Raw genomic sequence first — 17,387 nt, forward strand, 5'->3', positions numbered from 1 at the left:
TCATAAGGAAAACCCCGGATGGCGACATCCGGGGTTTTTTTGGTTTTGTGACTGGAGTGTGTGGAGGGATACCCCCCTCTGCCCTGCCGGGCATCTCCCCCACAAGGGGGGATATCGGCAGGGCGATCCCACATCGCTAATAGCCGCAACGTTGAGGTTGTCGAGCGCAAGCCACAACTCGATCTCCACCCTTGTGGGGGAGATGTCCGGCAGGACAGAGGGGGTGCCTCTCGGCAAACTCAGCGCCAGACTACCTCGCCGCCGTCTCCGCCCCCTCCGGCGCCACGCTCTTGTCCACATGCACGACCACCGACATGCCCGGCGACAGATCCGCTGCCAGCGGCTGGTCGGCGTCGATTGCGATGCGCACGCCGAGACGCTGGGCGATCTTCACGAAATTGCCGGTGGCATTGTCGGGCTTGATGACAGCGAATTCCGATCCCGTTGCGGGCGAGAACCGCTCGACGCGGCCGTTGAGCTTGCGGCGATGCAGGGCATCCACCGAGATCGTCACCGGCTGGCCGACCTGCATACCCGCGAGCTGGGTTTCCTTGAAATTGGCGATGACCCAGACATCATGCGGCACAACCGCCATCAACTGCGTTCCGGCTGTCACATACTGACCGGTGCGCACGCCGATTTCGCCGAGCCTGCCGTCCACCGGCGCGTGAATTTCGGTATTGTCGAGATCGATCCTGGCGAGTTCGACCGCAGCCTCGGCATTGGCGACAGCGGCCTGCAGGGAACTGCGGTTAACGATGATCGTCTGCAAATCCTGCCGCGAGACCTCAAGTGCCGCTTTCGCCTGCGAGAGCGATGCCCTCGCCTTTTCAAGCGCGGCATGAGCCTCTTCCTGCAGGCTGGAGGTGCCGGCACCGCTTTTGATGAGGTTGTCCTGACGGTCTGATGCCAGTTGCGCCTGTTTCAGAGATGCCTGCGCGCTATCGACAGCCGCCTCGCTGGAACGGATATTGGCGTTGGCGGCGTTTTCCTGCTGGCGGGAATTGTCCAGTGCCGCCTTTTGCGTATCCAGCGCGGCTCCCGCCTGCGCCTGCTTCTGGCGGTAGATGCGGTCGTCTATCTTCGCCAGCAATGTGCCCTGTTTGACCTCCTGATAGTCCTTCACCGGCACATCCACGACATAACCGCTCACCTGCGGGCTCATCGTCGTCACGTAACCACGCACGAAGGCGTTGTCGGTCATTTCGACGGTTGAGAGGAATGGCGGCAGGCGCCATGCATAGAGCACCAGGGCGACGCCGGCGAGGCCACCGAGCAGAACGAGAATGGAAACGGGGGTAAAAATCTTCTTCAGCATATTATCACTCTTGGAGGTTCAAGACTGTGGCGCCGGCGCGGCATCGACATTGTCCCGGAAAAAGCGGGGACGGATGCGCAGCCATGCAAGGTGGAGCAAAAGCGCCATGAGCGCCAGCGCCGCAACGGTGGAAATCAACAGGAACGTATCGTTATAGGCGAGCACATAGGCTTCCTTGGTAACCTGCTGGCCAAGGAGGGAAAGCCCCTCGGCCTTCAGCAGCGCCGGATCGGTGATGACGTGGCTGTAGGCGCCGGAAAGTTGCGACACGCGCTGGGCGACCAATGGGTTGGTGAGCAAGATATTCTCCACCAGAATATTGGAATGGAATTTTTCGCGCAGCGTCACGAAACTGCCGAGCAGCCCGGTCATCAACATCGATCCGGTGATCTGGGTGAACAGGAAGATGGTGATGAAATTCACCAGATAGGGCGCTCCGCGCGCAAGTGCGGCAGCGAACCCCTTTGCCATAACGGGCGGCAGGAACATGGCCGCACCGAAGGCGATCATCATCTGGCTCAGATACATCTGCGCTGGCCGCGTCAGGTTGTTGGACTGGCTGTCCAGAAAAGCGCCGGCCGCAATCAGGGTAAGCGCAATCACATGAGCGGTATCGACATATTTCGTCAGCATCAGCCAGGCACAGGCCGCACCGCCGAGAACCGTCGCCAAAAGCACCAGAGCATAAAGCGTGATCGTCTGATCGTTCAAAAGGCCAAGCTGCTGGTAGAAACTCACCGCCGTCGAGGATTGCTCGGAGGAAACTGCACGGTAGATGAGCAGAACCGCTATGACATGCAGGTTGGTTTTCGAAAAAATCCAGCGCAGGTCAAGCAGCGGGTTCTTGCGCGGCAACTCGATGACGACCATCAGCGTGAGAAGCGTGATTGACGTGGCCAGAAGCACGCCCAGCCACCATGTTTCGAACCACCAGTAAAACCGGCCAAGCGTGAGCATGACTGCAAGACAGCCAAGGCCACCCGCAAACAGAAGGTAACTCAGAATATCCGTGCGCTCGATGACTTTCGCGCGCGGCGGCGGCGTAACTTTCAACAGGTAGATCAAGGCGAGCGAGATCAGCGCGAAGCCCATTTCCATCGTGTAGAGGGCATTCCAGCCGCCGATTTGCAGCAAGGAAGGCGAGACGATGCGCGCGAGCGGTGCAGACAGCAAAGTTCCGGTGAGCGCGATGCTGAAGCCCAGCGAGAATTTCCGCGCCGGCGGAAAAGCCTCCAGAATGTAGAGAAAGCCGAGCGAAGAAAGAGGTGCCGCCGCCATGCCGCTGAGAAAGCGGATGACGATCGCCGAATGCAAATCTGTCACGAACAGGTTGAGGCATGAGGCGACGACGAAGACGATGATCGAAAGTTCGGCAAAGGGCCGCAGGCCATATTGCGTTCGCACCTTGAACAGCGCGATGGAAAACGTGGCATAGGGGGCCATATAGGCGGCGGAAAGCCAAGCGACCTCGGCCACCGTGGCAGAAAATTCGCCCTGCAACTGGTATAGATTGGCCATGACGAGGTTCATGCCCAACCCTTGGGTGATGAAGAACGCCAGGCCCGCAAAGATGAAACACAGCCGCAGCCACAATGGCCGCTCCACCGGTTGCGGCGCGGCGGCCGCAGCAGCAGATTCCGGCGCGCTCGCGGGCTTTACCGTCACGTCGGCATTTTCAGAGGCGGTCTCATCTGCCGTTTGCGGCACCACGGTACTCACGATTGCGCCCTCCCGCTTGCCAGATTTTGCAGATTGGCCGAAAGCCTGCGCATGACATCCAGCGCCATCGCCAGATCCTGCGAGGAAACATCGGCGGCGATTTCAGAACGGAGCGATTTTGCCACCGCCTGCACCGTTTCGGAGGTTTTCTCGCCCTCCTCCGTCATGTGGATGCGTTTGGCACGGCGGTCGGTTTCGTCGGAGCGGCGCTCGATGAGGTTCTGTTTCTCCATGCCGTCAAGCACGCGCACCAGCGTCGGCGTTTCGATTTCCATTTCCTCGGCAAGCTCCGTCTGGGTCAGCGGCCCACGTCGCGACAGCGCGAAAAGCGCACGCGCACGCGCCAAAGTCAGGCCGCTTTCCCCTACCCGCGCGTCAAAAAATGCGCGCAGCTTGCGGGTGAAGGCGGACACCTCGTCCAGAAGCTGTTCCTTGTCGGTTTCGCGGGACATGTCAGCAAGCCTTATAATTAGCACACTACTTATTTTCTGCCTATTTATTTGGAAGCCTGCCGATTTTCAAGTTTCTTTCACGTCGGGTCTGCCATGCGATAAACTCATGGCAGCGAATCACGTTGCCGGGAATTTCCCGCCCCTTGTCCCCACCCGCCTGTGGATTGCTGGGGACAACTGAAGATGTGATCCAGCTTCGCAGACAGGACGTCAGGCTGCCATAGAGTGTTGCAACAATATCATTGACTGCCATGGCCAAGGAAGCCAAACCCGAAGTGTAGTGGCAAGGCAAAGGGAGATCGTGCAAACCATGAACGACGCTGTGAGAAAGATCACCCCCGCGCAACCGGCGGAACCGCATTACCGCGAGGCGCCGAACAATATCGAGGCCGAACAGGCGCTGCTGGGCGCCATCCTCGTTAACAACGACGCCTATTACCGCGTGTCGGACTTCTTGAAGCCCGTGCATCTTTACGAACCGCTGCACCGCAAGATTTTCGAAGTGGCGGGCGACATCATCCGCATGGGCAAGACCGCAAATCCGGTGACCATCAAGACCTTCCTGCCCGCAGACGACAAGGTCGGCGACCTGACGGTGGCGCAATATCTGGCGCGTCTGGCGGCAGAAGCCGTTTCGATCATCAATGCGGAAGATTACGGCCGGGCGATTTACGATCTGGCGCTGCGCCGCGCGCTGATCCAGATCGGCGAGGATGTCGTCAACATCGCCTATGATGCGCCGCTGGACATGCCGCCGCAGGCGCAGATCGAAGACACCGAGCGCCGCCTGTTCGAACTGGCGGAAACCGGCCGCTACGATGGCGGCTTCCAGTCGTTCAACGACGCCGTGGCGCTGGCGATCGACATGGCGGGCGCCGCCTTCGAGCGTGACGGCAATCTTTCCGGCATTTCCACCGGCATCCACTCGCTCGACGCCCGCATGGGCGGCCTGCAGCGTTCCGACCTTATCGTACTTGCCGGTCGTCCGGGTATGGGCAAGACCTCGCTTGCCACCAACATCGCCTATAACATCGCGGCGACCTACGATCAGGAAGTTCAGCCTGATGGTTCGTTCAAGGCGAAAAACGGCGGCGTCGTCGGCTTCTACTCGCTCGAAATGTCGTCCGAACAGCTGGCAACCCGTATCATTTCAGAGCAGACGGAAGTGTCTTCCTCGAAAATCCGCCGCGGTGACATTACCGAGGCCGATTTCGAGAAGCTCGTCGCCTGCTCCCAGATGATGCAGAAGGTGCCGCTTTACATCGACCAGACCGGTGGTATCTCCATCGCCCAGCTTTCCGCCCGTGCCCGTCGACTGAAGCGCCAGCGTGGTCTTGACGTTCTGGTGGTCGACTATATTCAGCTGATGACCGGCGCCGGCAAGAGCGGTGAGAACCGCGTGCAGGAAATCACCCAGATCACCACGGGCCTTAAGGCGCTCGGCAAGGAACTCAACGTTCCCATCATCGCGCTTTCGCAGCTCTCCCGTGCGGTGGAAAGCCGTGAAGACAAGCGCCCGCAGCTTTCCGACCTGCGTGAATCGGGCTCGATCGAGCAGGACGCCGACGTGGTGCTGTTCGTGTTCCGTGAGGAGTATTACGTCAAGAACATGGAGCCGCGCGATATTTCCGATCCGAAATATGCCGAGTGGGAGGCCCTGTTCGACAAGGTGAAAGGCACCGCCGACGTCATCATTGCCAAGCAGCGTCACGGACCCACCGGCACAGTGAAACTCGCCTTCCAGTCCGAATTCACCCGCTTCGCGGATCTGGCCGACCCGAGCTTCAGCCAGTACGAAGAGCATTGATCTGAACCGAGGGCGAAACCGGGTCAGCGTTTCGCCCTGCCTGCTCTAAATCGAAACTGGGGAATCTTTTCAGAACTTTGGCGGGATTGCCTCACAATCCGATTCCGCGCAAAAGCGCCACGGTGACGACGCCGAGCGTTGCGGCTGGGAGCAGGCTGAGGCGGAGCGCCGCGACTGCCGTCACCGCGCAGGCGATTGTTTCCGCCATTCCGCTTGAGAATGCCGTTGGCGTCACCACAGCCATCAAGACCGCAGGCGGAACCACGCCGAGCGCTTTTTTCAGACGCGGCGTCAGGGTGAAATGGTTGACCAGCAGCAGACCCCCAAGACGCGTAGCGACGGTGGCCGCCATCATGGCGAGGATCGCCAGCAGGGTGTTCGTATCAAGCGTCATGCTGGCTGCTCCACCTCGTCCTCGCGGCCGAGGGCTGCGACGGAAAGCCCCGCAAGCGCACCGGCGGCTATGTACCAGGCGCCTGGGACCAGCGCGTGCGTGACAAAGGCGGCGGCAGCGCTTGCCAGCAGCACCAGGCCCGTTTCCCTGCCCTTCCAGAACCCCATCAGCAGCACGATGAACACGGCCGGAAAAGCGAAGTCCAGACCGATGACCGTCATGTCGCCCATCACCGAGCCTAAAAGTGCGCCCGTAAGCGTGGCGATGTTCCAGACGAGGTAGATTGACAGCGCAGCGCCGGTGAAAAATGCGGCCGTCAGCCTGCCGGCAACTGCCCTGAATTCCGACAGCGCCCAGGATTCGTCCGTCAGCACCAGCATGGCCGCATATTTTCGCCAGCCGGTAAAATCATCGAGCTTGCCAGCGATGGAAGCGCTCATCAGCACATGGCGAAGATTGACCAGCAGCGCGGCAAAACCGAGCGCGCTCCAGCTTGCCGGATGCGTCCACAGATCCATGGCGACGAATTGCGAGCCACCTGCAAAGACGAGAATCGACATCAGCGAAGCTTCCAGCGGCGACAATCCCTTGCCGACCGCGACTGCACCGAACACGGCGCCGATCGGCACCATGGCGACCAGCAGGGGTGCCGCAGCTCTCAGGCCTGCGCCAAGCTCTGCACGTTTTTCCAGCACGGACATTGCATTCTCCTTTTCAGAGACATGCGATTACGCCTGCAAGTTTTTCCAGTCTTGAATGAAAGTGACGTTGCGCTTCGGAATGGCCTCCAAAATCACGCCGTCCGGAATTGTCCCGGCGTGACGCCGGTGCGCGCCTTGAAATGCCGCGTAAAATGCGCCTGATCGGCAAAACCGCACAGCGCAGCCACCTCGGCCGGCATTTCGCCGGAACGCAGAAGACGGCGCGCCCGCCTTATGCGCACATCCGTCAGATAGGCATGCGGGGTGATGTGGAACTCTTTGCGGAAGGCCCGGATTAGATGCGCGCGGCTGAGACCAGCGATGGACGCCAATTCCTCAAGGCCGATATCGGTCTCGTAATTATCGGAGAGATAGTCGCGGGCGGTATGGACCGCCGTCTTCTCGCGGGTTTCAACGGCCAGGATAATGGCGCTGCCATGCCTGCCGAACAGTGCCGCCAGAACCGAGAACATGCCCTCATCTGCCTCAAGAGCGCCGGACTTGGCCTCCAGCCTGCGATGCGCCATCTGAAAAGCAGCGGCCATCTGCGGATCACGCGGGAGAAACCTTGGAAAGGACGGCATTCCGTGGAAAGCCCTGCCCGTCACATCCTCGATAATATCACGCAGCAGCGCTGCGTCGGGATAGATCATCCGATAACGATAACCGCCGCCACCCGGCGCACCATCGTGAATCTCGTCCGGATTGATGAGATAGAGATGCCCCGGCCCGGTCTGTTCCCTGGTGCCCTGAATGGTGGAAATCTGCGAGCCGCTTTCGATCGCGCCGATCGAGAAGGTATCATGCGCGTGCGGCGAATATTCATGTGTCAGGAACGTCGCGCTCAGACATTCCATGCCGCCAAAACGTGGGTCACGCCAGAAACGCGTCGTTTCCGTCGCTGCAACCGGCATGACGTCTATGGCCTGTTCCTGCGAAACATTGTGCATAGAACGACTTTAAACCAATCGGTCATTACCGTCTTGAACAAAAGTGCTAGGGTCCGAACCGGTTCCAAATCAACCGGACGCATGGCATGACAGACGACTTCGAAGACACATTTCCCGAACACGAAACCGACGCTTTCGAACATGCGCCGCTGAGGCTGACCGTCGATCTCGGCGCGCTTGCCGACAATTGGCGCGACATGAAAAAGCGGTCCGGCAAGGCGCGGACGGCGGCTGTCGTGAAAGCAGATGCCTACGGGCTCGGTATCGAGGATTGCGGCGCGACGCTCTACCATGCCGGCGCACGCGACTTCTTCGTGGCAACGGTGTCCGAAGGTGCGACCTTGCGATCCTATGCGCCGGAAGCGCGCATCTTCGTGCTGTCAGGCATCTGGCAGGGCCAGGAGCGTCAGGTCTTCGACAATGATCTCGTGCCGGTTCTGGCCTCGGAGGAACAGCTCTCCTTCTGGATGGCGACAGTTGCCGAACGCGGCGAACACCCCTGCGCGCTGCATGTGGATACCGGCTTCAACCGGCTTGGCCTGCCGCTGGACGACGCGCTGTTTCTGGCAGACGACGTGACCCGGCCTGCGAGTTTCGATCCGGTTCTGGTGCTCTCCCACCTCGCCTGCGCCGACACGCCGTCTTCGCCCATGAATAAGGTCCAGCTCGAATCATTCCGCAAGGTTAGCGCCGCTTTCGAAGGAATCGAATCAAGCCTTTCCGCTTCTGCCGGAATCTTTCTGGGGCCGGATTATCATTTCGATCTGACCCGCCCCGGCATTGCCCTTTACGGCGGCGAGGCAATCAACGATGTGGCAAACCCGATGCGGCCCGTCGCAAAGGCCGAAGCGCGGATCATCCAGATTCGCGAGGCCGGCGAAGGCCAGACCGTCAGCTATGGCGGCACCTATTTGCTGAAACGGGCGAGCCGCCTTGCCATCGCTTCCGTTGGTTATGCGGACGGCTACCAGCGGTCGCTTTCCGGTTCCGGCATTCCATTGCGCGAAATGGGCCATGGCGGTGCTTACGGCATAGTCAACGGCCACAAGGCGCCGGTCGCCGGTCGTGTGACCATGGATCTCACCATTTTCGACATCACGGACATACCGGCAAACGCTGTCCGCACCGGCGATTATATCGAGCTTTTCGGCCCGAAAGTGCCGCTCGATGAGGTGGCGCGCGCCGCCGGCACTATCGGTTACGAAATGCTGACGGGGCTTGGTTTGCGCTACGAGCGCCAATATCTGATGGCTGACGACTGAACCACGTCTTTAGCTCTTGGAAAGCGGAAGCGACCTGTGCTAAAAGAGAACAAAAGGAGATCGAAATGCCCGAAATCCATTTGAGCGAGCAGGACGAAAAGTTCATCGAAGAGCAGGTGGCTGCGGGTGTCTATAGCGATGCGGACGCCGTTATTCATGCGAGCCTGCAATTACTGAGCAGCGATGAAAGAAAAAGAGTCGCGCTTAAATTGCTGATACAGGGCATTGACGACGCTGAAGCAGGCCGGGTTCACCGCTATGCCTCACAAGACGACTTCCTGAGCGATATCAAACGCGTTTCCGTGCAGCAAAAAACGGGGACCTGTCATTAAAATCCGGACCCCAATCTGGACCACGCGGGCAAGGCGCGATCTTGCCGAAGACCATGGGCCGGGCTTCGCAGTATTGCCTATCGTGGGCGCGTCATCTTCTTTCGTGTTGACGAGGCCGATCTAACCGTTCTGCGCTTGCTGCACGGCCACCAGGACAATTCCGCCAAAGATTTCAAACAAGAAGAAAACTGACATAGATGGCCAAAGCCAAGACCCAATTCGTGTGCCAGAACTGCGGCACGGTTCATACCCGCTGGGCGGGAAAATGCGAAGGCTGCGGCGAATGGAATACCATCGTCGAAGAAGACCCGATGGGCGGCATCGGTTCCGGCCCCGGCAAGACGCCGAAAAAAGGCCGGGCGGTCGCGCTTACGGCGCTTTCGGGCGAGATCGAGGAGGCGCCGCGCATTCCGACCGGCATCAGCGAACTGGACCGGGCAACCGGTGGCGGTTTCGTGCGCGGTTCGGCGGTGTTGATCGGCGGCGATCCCGGCATCGGCAAATCGACCCTGCTGATGCAGGCGGCGGCTGCCCTTTCACGGCGCGGACATCGCGTCATCTATGTTTCTGGCGAAGAAGCGGTAGCGCAGGTGCGTCTGCGGGCCCAGCGGCTGGGTGCGGCGGAAACCGACGTGCTGCTGGCGGCAGAAACCAATGTCGAGGATATTCTGGCGACGATTTCCGAGGGCAAACGCCCCGATCTCGTCATCATCGATTCCATCCAGACGCTATGGAGCGACACGGCCGATTCCGCTCCCGGCACGGTAACGCAAGTGCGCACCGGCGTGCAGGCAATGATCCGTTACGCCAAGCAGACGGGCGCGACCATGGTGCTGGTGGGCCATGTGACCAAGGAAGGCCAGATCGCCGGTCCGCGCGTGGTGGAGCACATGGTCGACGCCGTGCTTTATTTCGAAGGTGACCGCGGCCACCATTACCGCATTCTGCGCACCGTCAAGAACCGCTTCGGGCCGACGGACGAGATCGGCGTGTTTGAAATGTCCGATCGCGGATTGCGCGAGGTCTCCAACCCGTCCGAACTGTTCCTTGGCGAGCGCAATGAGAAATCTCCCGGTGCCGCGGTCTTTGCCGGCATGGAGGGCACCCGTCCCATTCTGGTCGAGGTGCAGGCGCTGGTCGCGGCCACCTCGCTCGGCACGCCGCGCCGCGCCGTGGTCGGCTGGGACAGTTCGCGGCTCGCCATGATCCTTGCCGTGCTGGAAGCCCATTGCGGCGTGAAGCTCGGTCAGCACGACGTTTATCTGAACGTCGCCGGCGGATACCGCATTTCCGAACCGGCTGCGGATATGGCGATAGCCTCTGCGCTGGTTTCCTCGCTTGCCGGTCTTGCCCTGCCCGCCGATTGCGTCTATTTCGGCGAGATCAGCCTGTCGGGCGCGGTACGGCCAGTCTCGCATACGGGCCAGCGTTTGAAAGAAGCTGAAAAACTCGGTTTCTCTGCCGCACTTCTGCCGTCTGCTTCGGCTGAATTGCCGAAAGCGGGCAAGGGGCGCTGGACGGAAATAGAAAGCCTGCCGGACCTAGTGGCGCGCATCGCCGGTTCCGGCAACCGGTTCAAACAGGTTGAGGACGACTAAGATTGATCCTTTCGCCAAGGGAAACAGTGGTGTAAGAGGATCGCACAATTGGCAAGGCAGCGCCTGACAGGGCGTCGCACCTCCGGAGTTGGTATATGCCCATTACAATTTTCGACGGCATCGTCATCGCCGTTGTTCTTTTCTCCGCCATTCTCGCGATGGTGCGCGGTTTTTCCCGCGAGATTCTGTCCATCGCGAGCTGGGCCGGTTCGGTCGCCGCCGCCTATTATCTTTTCCCGATCCTGCTGCCCTATGCACGCAACTATACCGATGACGACAAGATCGCCATCGCCGGTTCGGCAGGCGTCGTCTTCCTCATCTCCCTCGTCGTCATTTCCTTCATCACCTCGCGCATTGCCGATTTCATCATCGACAGCCGCATCGGTGCGCTGGATCGCACGCTGGGTTTCCTGTTCGGCGCAGCGCGCGGCATTCTCTTGCTGGTCGTCGCGGTTGCCTTCTGGAACTGGCTGGTGGATGTGAAGACGCAGCCGCAATGGGTAACCCAGGCAAAGTCCAAGCCTTTCCTCGACGGGCTGGTGGGCAAGCTGGAAGCGGTTCTGCCTGACGATATCGAGCCGCAGATCCGCGCCCGTATCCTCGGAAAACCGCAGGAACCGGCAGCCGCGCAGACGCCTGCGGAAGATGTACCGGCGACAAATCCGCCGGCAACGAATAATTGACACAGTGTCACGCCTTGCAATGCATGCAAGGCGCGCTATTTGTGCTAAATATCAAGCACGACACAGACTGGCCGACCGGGAGACAAGCTCACCGGAGAGGTCTTTCGTTTTTCTCGGTAGAGAGCAAGGGCAAGCCGGATGATTGAGCCGCTTTCGCATTCCACTTTCAATGAAGAGATCGACGGCGACACGCTGCACGAAGAGTGCGGCGTGTTCGGCATTCTCGGCCACGCCGATGCCTCCGCCCTGACTGCACTGGGCCTGCATGCGCTTCAGCATCGCGGCCAGGAGGCAGCAGGCATCGTCTCCTTCGATGGCAAGCGCTTCCATCAGGAACGCCATATGGGCCTCGTCGGCGATCATTATACCGATCCGGCAACCCTTGCCCGCCTGCCCGGCTCCATCGCTATTGGCCATACCCGGTACTCCACAACAGGCGAAGTGGCGATGCGCAACGTGCAGCCACTGTTTGCCGAGCTGGAAGAAGGCGGCATTTCGATTGCCCATAACGGCAATTTCACCAATGGCCTGACGCTTCGCCGACAGATCATCGCCACCGGCGCCATCTGTCAGTCGACATCGGATACCGAAGTCGTGCTGCACCTCATCGCCCGTTCGCGTCACAGCTCCACTGCCGACCGTTTCATCGACGCCATCCGCCAGATGGAAGGCGGCTATTCGATGCTGGCGATGACCCGCACCAAGCTGATCGCAGCCCGCGACCCGATCGGCATCCGCCCGCTCGTCATGGGTGAGCTGGACGGCAAGCCGATCTTCTGCTCGGAGACCTGCGCTCTCGATATCATCGGCGCGAAATTCGTGCGTGACGTCGAAAACGGCGAAGTCATCATCTGCGAAATTCAGCCTGATGGTTCGATCACCATCGATGCGCGCAAGCCTTCGAAGCCGCAGCCGGAACGTCTCTGCCTGTTCGAATATGTCTATTTCGCCCGCCCCGATTCCGTCGTCGGCGGCCGCAACGTCTATACGACGCGTAAGAACATGGGCATGAACCTTGCCAAGGAAGCGCCGCTGGAAGCAGACGTTGTCGTTCCGGTTCCCGATGGCGGCACGCCGGCAGCGCTCGGTTTTGCACAGGAAAGCGGTATTCCGTTCGAATACGGCATCATCCGCAACCACTATGTCGGCCGTACCTTCATCGAGCCGACGCAGCAGATTCGCGCTTTTGGCGTCAAGCTCAAGCATTCCGCCAACCGGGCGATGATTGAAGGCAAGCGCGTGGTGCTGGTGGATGATTCGATCGTGCGCGGCACGACTTCATTGAAGATCGTGCAGATGATCCGCGAAGCGGGCGCGAAAGAAGTGCATATCCGCGTTGCCAGCCCGATGATTTTCCATCCGGATTTCTACGGCATCGACACGCCTGATGCCGACAAGCTGCTCGCCAACCAATATGCCGATGTGGACGCCATGGCGAAATTCATTGGCGCCGATTCGCTTGCCTTCCTGTCGATCGACGGTCTTTACCGCGCCGTCGGTGGCGAGAACCGCAACAATGCGCGTCCGCAATTCACGGACCATTATTTCACCGGCGACTACCCTACCCGCCTTCTCGACCAGAACGGCGAGGCGATGGGCAGCAAGATTTCCGTGCTGGCCAGCAACGGCTGATAATCTTGAAATAACAAGCGGCCACCGGCTTCCGGTGGCCGCTTTTTTGTGGCGGGCGATTGAAACAGTACCCGCTGCGGCGTTTTGATCGCTTGCGGTTGGCGTCAGGGGCTTCATAAAACAAGCGGAATGAATTTCGGAGGGGGCAAAATGACCATCAATCTCAAGGGCAGGATCGCGCTCGTCACCGGCGCGTCGCGCGGTATCGGCTATTTCACGGCGCTGGAGCTTGCCAAGGCCGGTGCGCACGTCATTGCCTGCGCCCGCACGGTCGGCGGCCTCGAGGATCTGGACGACGCCATCAAGGCCGTCGGCGGCACCGCGACGCTGGTTCCCTTCGATCTCGCCGACATGAACGCCATCGATGCGCTGGGCGCCAATATCTTCGAGCGCTGGGGCAAGCTCGATATTCTGGTCGCGAATGCCGGTGTTCTCGGCGTCATCTCGCCGGTCGGCCATATCGAAGCGAAAGTCTTCGAAAGGGTCATGACCATCAATGTCACCGCTACATGGCGGCTGATCCGCTCGGTCGAACCGTTGCTCCTGCGATCGGATGCCGGGCGCGCGTTGATCCTGTCTTCCGGTGCTGCCCATAGCTGTCGTCCCTTCTGGGGCGTCTATTCCACCTCCAAGGCCGCCGTTGAGGCACTTGCCCGGACCTGGGCTGCGGAAACAGATAAAACCGCCCTGCGCATCAACAGCATCAATCCCGGCGCGACGCGCACCGCGATGCGCGCCCAGGCCATGCCCGGCGAAGACCCCGCAGACGTGCCGCACCCTTCTGAAGTTGCCGCCGCCATTGTTCAACTCGCCTCGCCTGAGCTTACCGAAACCGGCAAGCTCTTCGTCGTGCGTGAAGGCAAATTCCTGGATTACCGCCAGCCGGAATAGGCTTTTGGTCAAGGCGATCTCTTAAGGTGCTTCTGGCGCCTGCGAGAAACGCTTGACCGCGAAACACCGGCACGCCATAAGGCAAGGCATGAAAACAACGATCTGCACCTGCTGCTGAATAATTTTTGCTGGTTCACCACCGGCCAGATCGTTTTCGTCTCCCCGCAAGGTCCAACAGACAAACGGTCCGGCCAGGACAATTGACTGCCTTTAGGGAACGCCCGCATGTCCTTGCGCCTGAAACTCCACAACACCCTGACACGCGAAAAGACGGAATTTGCGCCGATCGACGCCGACAATGTGCGCATGTATGTCTGCGGACCAACGGTTTACGATTTCGCCCATATCGGCAACGCGCGCCCGGTCATCGTTTTCGATGTTCTTTATCGGCTGCTGCGCCACGTCTATGGCGAAAGCCATGTGACCTACGCCCGCAACATCACCGATCTCGACGACAAGATCAACGCAAGGGCGCTGCGCGACTATCCGCATCTGCCGCTGAATGACGCCATCCACGCGGTGACGAAAAAGACCGCCGACCAGTTCCATGAGGATGTGGCAGCACTCGGCTGCCTGCAGCCGACCGTTGAACCGCGCGCCACCGACTACATCGCCGAGATGATCGACATCATCGAGAAGCTGATCGCACGCGGCCATGCCTATGCGGCGGGCGGCGAAGTGCTGTTCGACACCCGCTCGATGGCCGATTACGGCCAGTTGTCCAAACGCCCGCTGGACGAACAGCAGGCCGGCGCGCGCGTGGCGGTGGAAGCACACAAGAAGACCCCCGGCGATTTCGTGCTGTGGAAACTTTCCTCTGATAATGAGCCCGGCTGGGAAAGCCCCTGGGGCCGCGGCCGTCCGGGCTGGCACATCGAATGCTCGGCCATGGCCGGTCGCTACCTCGGCGAAGTGTTCGACATTCACGGCGGCGGGCTCGATCTCATTTTCCCGCATCACGAGAACGAAATCGCGCAATCCCGCTGCGCCCACGGCACGCAGGTGATGGCCAATGTTTGGATGCATAATGGCTTCGTGCAGGTGGAAGGCCGCAAGATGTCGAAGTCCGAGGGCAACTTCGTGACCATCTATGAATTGCTGCACACCGAAAAATTCGGCGGCCGCCAATGGCCGGGCGAGGTTCTTCGCCTTGCCATGCTGATGACGCATTACCGCGAGCCAATCGATTTTTCGGTGAAGCGTCTCGAAGAGGCCGAACGTCTTCTCGCCAAGTGGCCGGCGGCCGAAGCCTCCGACGCGGCACCGGACGAAACCGTGCTTGATGCGCTTGCCGACGACCTGAACACCGTTGCCGCCGTGCAGGCGCTTCACGCGCTGGCACATGCCGCCAATACCGATCCTGCCCGCCTGCCCGCCTTTGCGGCCAGCGCCGCCCTGCTCGGCGTATTGCCGAAGAAAGCGGAAGTGGACGAGGCTATCGTTTCGGCAGTCGATGCCCTAGTGCAACTGCGTCTGGAAATGCTGAAGGCGAAGAACTTTGCAGAGGCGGATCGTTTGCGCGACGAGCTTTCTGAAAAGGGCATTCAGTTGAAGGATGGCAAGGATAAGGAAACCGGGGAACGGACGACGACCTGGGAGTTGAAGCGGTAATTTGCTGCTGCGGCTTGGGACTTACCTCCCTCTGCCCTGCCGGGCATCTCCCCCTCAAGGGGGAGATCAGATGCCGCGCGCTAGTGCGATAAGTCCCCGCGCATTCCATAGGTAGGGTGCTAGCCGCTTGTCGATCTCCCCCCTTGAGGGGGAGATGCCCGGCAGGGCAGAGGGTGGTGATGCCCCACGACAGGCCCTTGATTTCGTCCACACCATGCTACAATCTCGCGGCAACCGATCAAGTCGCGAGCATCCCGATGCCCCATGCCAAGGTCAGCCCCCGACATCGGAAACATGCTCGGCAGATGCGCAAGGTCATGACAGGCGCCGAACTCAAGTTCTGGAACGCCGTCCGTGCCCATCGTCTTGCAGGTCTGTCTTTCAGACGCCAGCTGCCTGTCGCAGGATACATCGTTGATTTCACCTGCCCGTCGCATAAGATCATTGTCGAGTTAGACAGGTTTCAGCATGCGGAAGATGCTGCGGCAGACTATGATCGGCAACGAACGGAGACGCTGGAGCAGTGTGGCTGGCGGGTTCTGCGTTTCTGGAACGAAGATGTTGTGAAAGACATCGACAATGTCTGTCTCCACATTATCCGGACGGTAAAGGAGAGCCAACCATGACCACCTACACCGGCGGATGCCAGTGCGGCGCGATCCGGTTCCGCGCGACCGGCGATCTCAAGGACAGTTCCATCTGTCATTGCCGCATGTGCCAGAAGGCTTTTGGGGCCTATTACGCGCCGCTGGTTTCCGTGCGCGGCGTCAATTTCGAATGGACGCGGGGGGAGCCGAAACGTTTTCAGTCCTCCAGCGTCGTCAAGCGCGGCTTCTGCCCCGAATGCGGCACGCCGCTGACCTATGAGGCGCCGGATGGCATGGCGGTTGCGGCCGGTGCTTTCGACGATCCCGCCGCCTTGCCGCCCACCATTCAGTGGGGCGTGGAACGCAAAATCGATTTCGTCGACAGCATCCACACGCTACCCGCCGTCCCAACGGAAGACGATCTGACCTCGGTCGACTATCTGACCAACCTCGTTTCCTACCAGCACCCCGACCATGACACCGAGAGCTGGCCCCCGGAGAATAAACGATGAGCGAAACAGGCTTTTCCGGCGGCTGCCAGTGCGGCGCCGTGCGGTTTCATGCGGGCAAGATCGGTCGCCCCTCCATTTGCCATTGTCGCATGTGCCAGAAGCATTTCGGCAATTTCTTCGGTGCACTCGTCACCGCCGATCAGGCGCATCTGACATGGACGCGCGGCCAGCCTTCCCTCTTCCGTTCATCTGCGAAAATCCATCGCGGCTTCTGCAACAAATGCGGCACGCCGCTGACCTATCATTATCCTGGCGGCGTAGAGATCGCGATCGGCGCTTTCGATCATCCGGAGCGGATCGAACCGCAGGTGCAGGTCAATATCCACAAGCGCATGCCCTGGATCGAGCAGCTGTTTTCAAAACCTGCAATCGAGCAGAGCGTCGATGAGGCTGATATCACCTCCTTCCAACACCCGGACCACGACACCAAGGTCTGGCCGCCGGAAGATGACCGCGCATGAACGGTTCAGAAAGCCTCAGCGGCGGATGCCAGTGTGGCGCCGTGCGTTACCGGATCGATGGCGGGTTGCGCTATCCGCATCTGTGTCATTGCCGCATGTGCCAGAAGGCATCGGGCAACTATTTCATGCCGCTTGCAGCAAGTACCCGCGCGAAGTTTGGAATGACCCGTGGCGAGGCTTCGTGGTTCCAGTCGTCCGATCACGTGCGGCGCGGTTTTTGCGAACGGTGCGGCACGCCGCTTTTCTATGACATGCCGGACGCCGATTTCATCAACATCACGCTTGGTTCGCTGGACGAGCCGGAGCTGATAAAGCCCGAGGCGCAATCAAATCTCGACAGCAAAATGCATTGGTTCGGTGACCTTGACGGCTTGCCGGTCGAGCCGGAAGCTGCGCCGGATGAAAACCGGCTACCGGTCAACAACCGGCAACACCCGGATCGTGACACGGCCGAATGGCCACCCGAAGGAAAGTAAG

General features: G+C 60.1%; 18 protein-coding genes. 12 read left to right on the forward strand and 6 right to left on the reverse strand.

Going from position 1 to position 17,387, the window contains the following annotated elements; all coding sequences use genetic code 11:
- Positions 1 to 250: 250 nt before the first annotated feature.
- Genes FB593_RS04125 through FB593_RS04135 form a run of 3 tightly spaced genes read right to left on the reverse strand, consistent with a single transcriptional unit; the run spans position 251 to position 3,489 of the window.
- Positions 251 to 1,318 (reverse strand): HlyD family secretion protein, encoded by a 1,068-nt coding sequence (locus tag FB593_RS04125; protein WP_003512361.1) that lies wholly within the window; start codon positions 1,316 to 1,318, stop codon positions 251 to 253.
- Between the two features lie 18 nt (positions 1,319 to 1,336).
- On the reverse strand, positions 1,337 to 3,037 hold the full coding sequence (locus FB593_RS04130) for an MFS transporter (protein WP_186447879.1): 1,701 nt from the start codon (positions 3,035 to 3,037) through the stop codon (positions 1,337 to 1,339).
- Entirely contained in the window at positions 3,034 to 3,489 is a 456-nt protein-coding gene (locus FB593_RS04135) for a MarR family winged helix-turn-helix transcriptional regulator (RefSeq protein WP_003512359.1), read from the reverse strand. Before FB593_RS04135 ends, FB593_RS04130 begins: the two co-directional genes overlap by 4 nt.
- A 310-nt stretch (positions 3,490 to 3,799) precedes the next feature.
- Here FB593_RS04135 and FB593_RS04140 point away from each other — a divergent pair, with 310 nt between their 5' ends.
- Entirely contained in the window at positions 3,800 to 5,296 is a 1,497-nt protein-coding gene (locus tag FB593_RS04140) for a replicative DNA helicase (protein WP_003512358.1), read from the forward strand.
- Positions 5,297 to 5,387: 91 nt separating this feature from the next.
- Here the strand turns inward: FB593_RS04140 and FB593_RS04145 are convergent, their stop codons facing one another.
- From FB593_RS04145 to FB593_RS04155, 3 genes are all read right to left on the reverse strand, one after another.
- Positions 5,388 to 5,690 carry an AzlD family protein gene (locus FB593_RS04145; RefSeq protein WP_003512357.1) on the reverse strand — a complete coding sequence of 101 codons (303 nt, stop codon included), beginning with the start codon at positions 5,688 to 5,690 and terminating at the stop codon, positions 5,388 to 5,390.
- A complete protein-coding gene (locus FB593_RS04150) occupies positions 5,687 to 6,391 on the reverse strand; it encodes an AzlC family ABC transporter permease (protein WP_112289762.1) in 705 nt (234 codons plus the stop codon). The genes FB593_RS04145 and FB593_RS04150 overlap by 4 nt, the downstream gene beginning before the upstream one ends.
- A gap of 92 nt (positions 6,392 to 6,483) precedes the next feature.
- Positions 6,484 to 7,341: an AraC family transcriptional regulator gene (locus FB593_RS04155; protein ID WP_035251674.1), complete on the reverse strand. Its 858-nt coding sequence runs from the start codon at positions 7,339 to 7,341 to the stop codon at positions 6,484 to 6,486.
- A gap of 86 nt (positions 7,342 to 7,427) precedes the next feature.
- Between FB593_RS04155 and alr the strand changes: the two genes are divergently transcribed.
- The 11 genes from alr (at position 7,428) to FB593_RS04215 (ending at position 17,386) form a co-directional block, all read left to right on the forward strand.
- Positions 7,428 to 8,603 (forward strand): alanine racemase, encoded by a 1,176-nt coding sequence (gene alr / locus FB593_RS04160; protein ID WP_013635829.1) that lies wholly within the window; start codon positions 7,428 to 7,430, stop codon positions 8,601 to 8,603.
- Positions 8,604 to 8,668: 65 nt separating this feature from the next.
- Positions 8,669 to 8,935, forward strand: coding sequence for a type II toxin-antitoxin system ParD family antitoxin (locus tag FB593_RS04165; RefSeq protein ID WP_065658079.1), 267 nt, complete (start codon positions 8,669 to 8,671; stop codon positions 8,933 to 8,935).
- A gap of 197 nt (positions 8,936 to 9,132) precedes the next feature.
- Positions 9,133 to 10,533, forward strand: a complete 1,401-nt coding sequence (radA, locus tag FB593_RS04175) for a DNA repair protein RadA (RefSeq protein WP_003512347.1) — start codon at positions 9,133 to 9,135, stop codon at positions 10,531 to 10,533.
- A 95-nt stretch (positions 10,534 to 10,628) separates the two neighbouring features.
- Positions 10,629 to 11,216, forward strand: coding sequence for a CvpA family protein (locus tag FB593_RS04180; RefSeq protein WP_003512345.1), 588 nt, complete (start codon positions 10,629 to 10,631; stop codon positions 11,214 to 11,216).
- A 138-nt stretch (positions 11,217 to 11,354) separates the two neighbouring features.
- A complete protein-coding gene (gene purF, locus FB593_RS04185; protein WP_003512343.1) occupies positions 11,355 to 12,848 on the forward strand; it encodes an amidophosphoribosyltransferase in 1,494 nt (497 codons plus the stop codon).
- Between the two features lie 150 nt (positions 12,849 to 12,998).
- Positions 12,999 to 13,739, forward strand: coding sequence for an SDR family NAD(P)-dependent oxidoreductase (locus FB593_RS04190; protein ID WP_019565381.1), 741 nt, complete (start codon positions 12,999 to 13,001; stop codon positions 13,737 to 13,739).
- A gap of 225 nt (positions 13,740 to 13,964) precedes the next feature.
- On the forward strand, positions 13,965 to 15,350 hold the full coding sequence (cysS, locus tag FB593_RS04195; RefSeq protein WP_013635827.1) for a cysteine--tRNA ligase: 1,386 nt from the start codon (positions 13,965 to 13,967) through the stop codon (positions 15,348 to 15,350).
- A 317-nt stretch (positions 15,351 to 15,667) separates the two neighbouring features.
- A complete protein-coding gene (locus FB593_RS04200) occupies positions 15,668 to 15,976 on the forward strand; it encodes an endonuclease domain-containing protein (RefSeq protein WP_038492745.1) in 309 nt (102 codons plus the stop codon).
- A complete protein-coding gene (locus tag FB593_RS04205) occupies positions 15,973 to 16,449 on the forward strand; it encodes a GFA family protein (RefSeq protein WP_113473814.1) in 477 nt (158 codons plus the stop codon). Before FB593_RS04200 ends, FB593_RS04205 begins: the two co-directional genes overlap by 4 nt.
- Complete coding sequence (locus FB593_RS04210) at positions 16,446 to 16,910, forward strand: GFA family protein (RefSeq protein ID WP_003512324.1); 465 nt, start codon at positions 16,446 to 16,448, stop codon at positions 16,908 to 16,910. The genes FB593_RS04205 and FB593_RS04210 overlap by 4 nt, the downstream gene beginning before the upstream one ends.
- Positions 16,907 to 17,386, forward strand: a complete 480-nt coding sequence (locus FB593_RS04215; RefSeq protein WP_038490509.1) for a GFA family protein — start codon at positions 16,907 to 16,909, stop codon at positions 17,384 to 17,386. Before FB593_RS04210 ends, FB593_RS04215 begins: the two co-directional genes overlap by 4 nt.
- The last annotated feature ends 1 nt before the right edge of the window (position 17,387 follow it).

Source organism: Rhizobium sp. SJZ105, from assembly GCF_007828365.1.
Taxonomy (GTDB): Bacteria; Pseudomonadota; Alphaproteobacteria; order Rhizobiales; family Rhizobiaceae; genus Agrobacterium; species Agrobacterium tumefaciens.

What these genes read in the sequence shown, in the direction of transcription:
- FB593_RS04165 (WP_065658079.1), top strand. Translation starts at nt 8,669, where the DNA reads ATGCCCGAAATCCATTTGAGCGAGCAGGACGAAAAGTTCATCGAAGAG.
- FB593_RS04205 (WP_113473814.1), top strand. Translation starts at nt 15,973, where the DNA reads ATGACCACCTACACCGGCGGATGCCAGTGCGGCGCGATCCGGTTCCGC.
- FB593_RS04200 (WP_038492745.1), top strand. Translation starts at nt 15,668, where the DNA reads ATGACAGGCGCCGAACTCAAGTTCTGGAACGCCGTCCGTGCCCATCGT.
- FB593_RS04140 (WP_003512358.1), top strand. Translation starts at nt 3,800, where the DNA reads ATGAACGACGCTGTGAGAAAGATCACCCCCGCGCAACCGGCGGAACCG.
- FB593_RS04155 (WP_035251674.1), bottom strand. Translation starts at nt 7,341, where the DNA reads ATGCACAATGTTTCGCAGGAACAGGCCATAGACGTCATGCCGGTTGCA.
- FB593_RS04180 (WP_003512345.1), top strand. Translation starts at nt 10,629, where the DNA reads ATGCCCATTACAATTTTCGACGGCATCGTCATCGCCGTTGTTCTTTTC.
- FB593_RS04210 (WP_003512324.1), top strand. Translation starts at nt 16,446, where the DNA reads ATGAGCGAAACAGGCTTTTCCGGCGGCTGCCAGTGCGGCGCCGTGCGG.
- purF (WP_003512343.1), top strand. Translation starts at nt 11,355, where the DNA reads ATGATTGAGCCGCTTTCGCATTCCACTTTCAATGAAGAGATCGACGGC.
- FB593_RS04125 (WP_003512361.1), bottom strand. Translation starts at nt 1,318, where the DNA reads ATGCTGAAGAAGATTTTTACCCCCGTTTCCATTCTCGTTCTGCTCGGT.
- FB593_RS04145 (WP_003512357.1), bottom strand. Translation starts at nt 5,690, where the DNA reads ATGACGCTTGATACGAACACCCTGCTGGCGATCCTCGCCATGATGGCG.
- FB593_RS04150 (WP_112289762.1), bottom strand. Translation starts at nt 6,391, where the DNA reads ATGTCCGTGCTGGAAAAACGTGCAGAGCTTGGCGCAGGCCTGAGAGCT.
- FB593_RS04190 (WP_019565381.1), top strand. Translation starts at nt 12,999, where the DNA reads ATGACCATCAATCTCAAGGGCAGGATCGCGCTCGTCACCGGCGCGTCG.
- FB593_RS04135 (WP_003512359.1), bottom strand. Translation starts at nt 3,489, where the DNA reads ATGTCCCGCGAAACCGACAAGGAACAGCTTCTGGACGAGGTGTCCGCC.
- FB593_RS04215 (WP_038490509.1), top strand. Translation starts at nt 16,907, where the DNA reads ATGAACGGTTCAGAAAGCCTCAGCGGCGGATGCCAGTGTGGCGCCGTG.
- radA (WP_003512347.1), top strand. Translation starts at nt 9,133, where the DNA reads ATGGCCAAAGCCAAGACCCAATTCGTGTGCCAGAACTGCGGCACGGTT.
- alr (WP_013635829.1), top strand. Translation starts at nt 7,428, where the DNA reads ATGACAGACGACTTCGAAGACACATTTCCCGAACACGAAACCGACGCT.
- cysS (WP_013635827.1), top strand. Translation starts at nt 13,965, where the DNA reads ATGTCCTTGCGCCTGAAACTCCACAACACCCTGACACGCGAAAAGACG.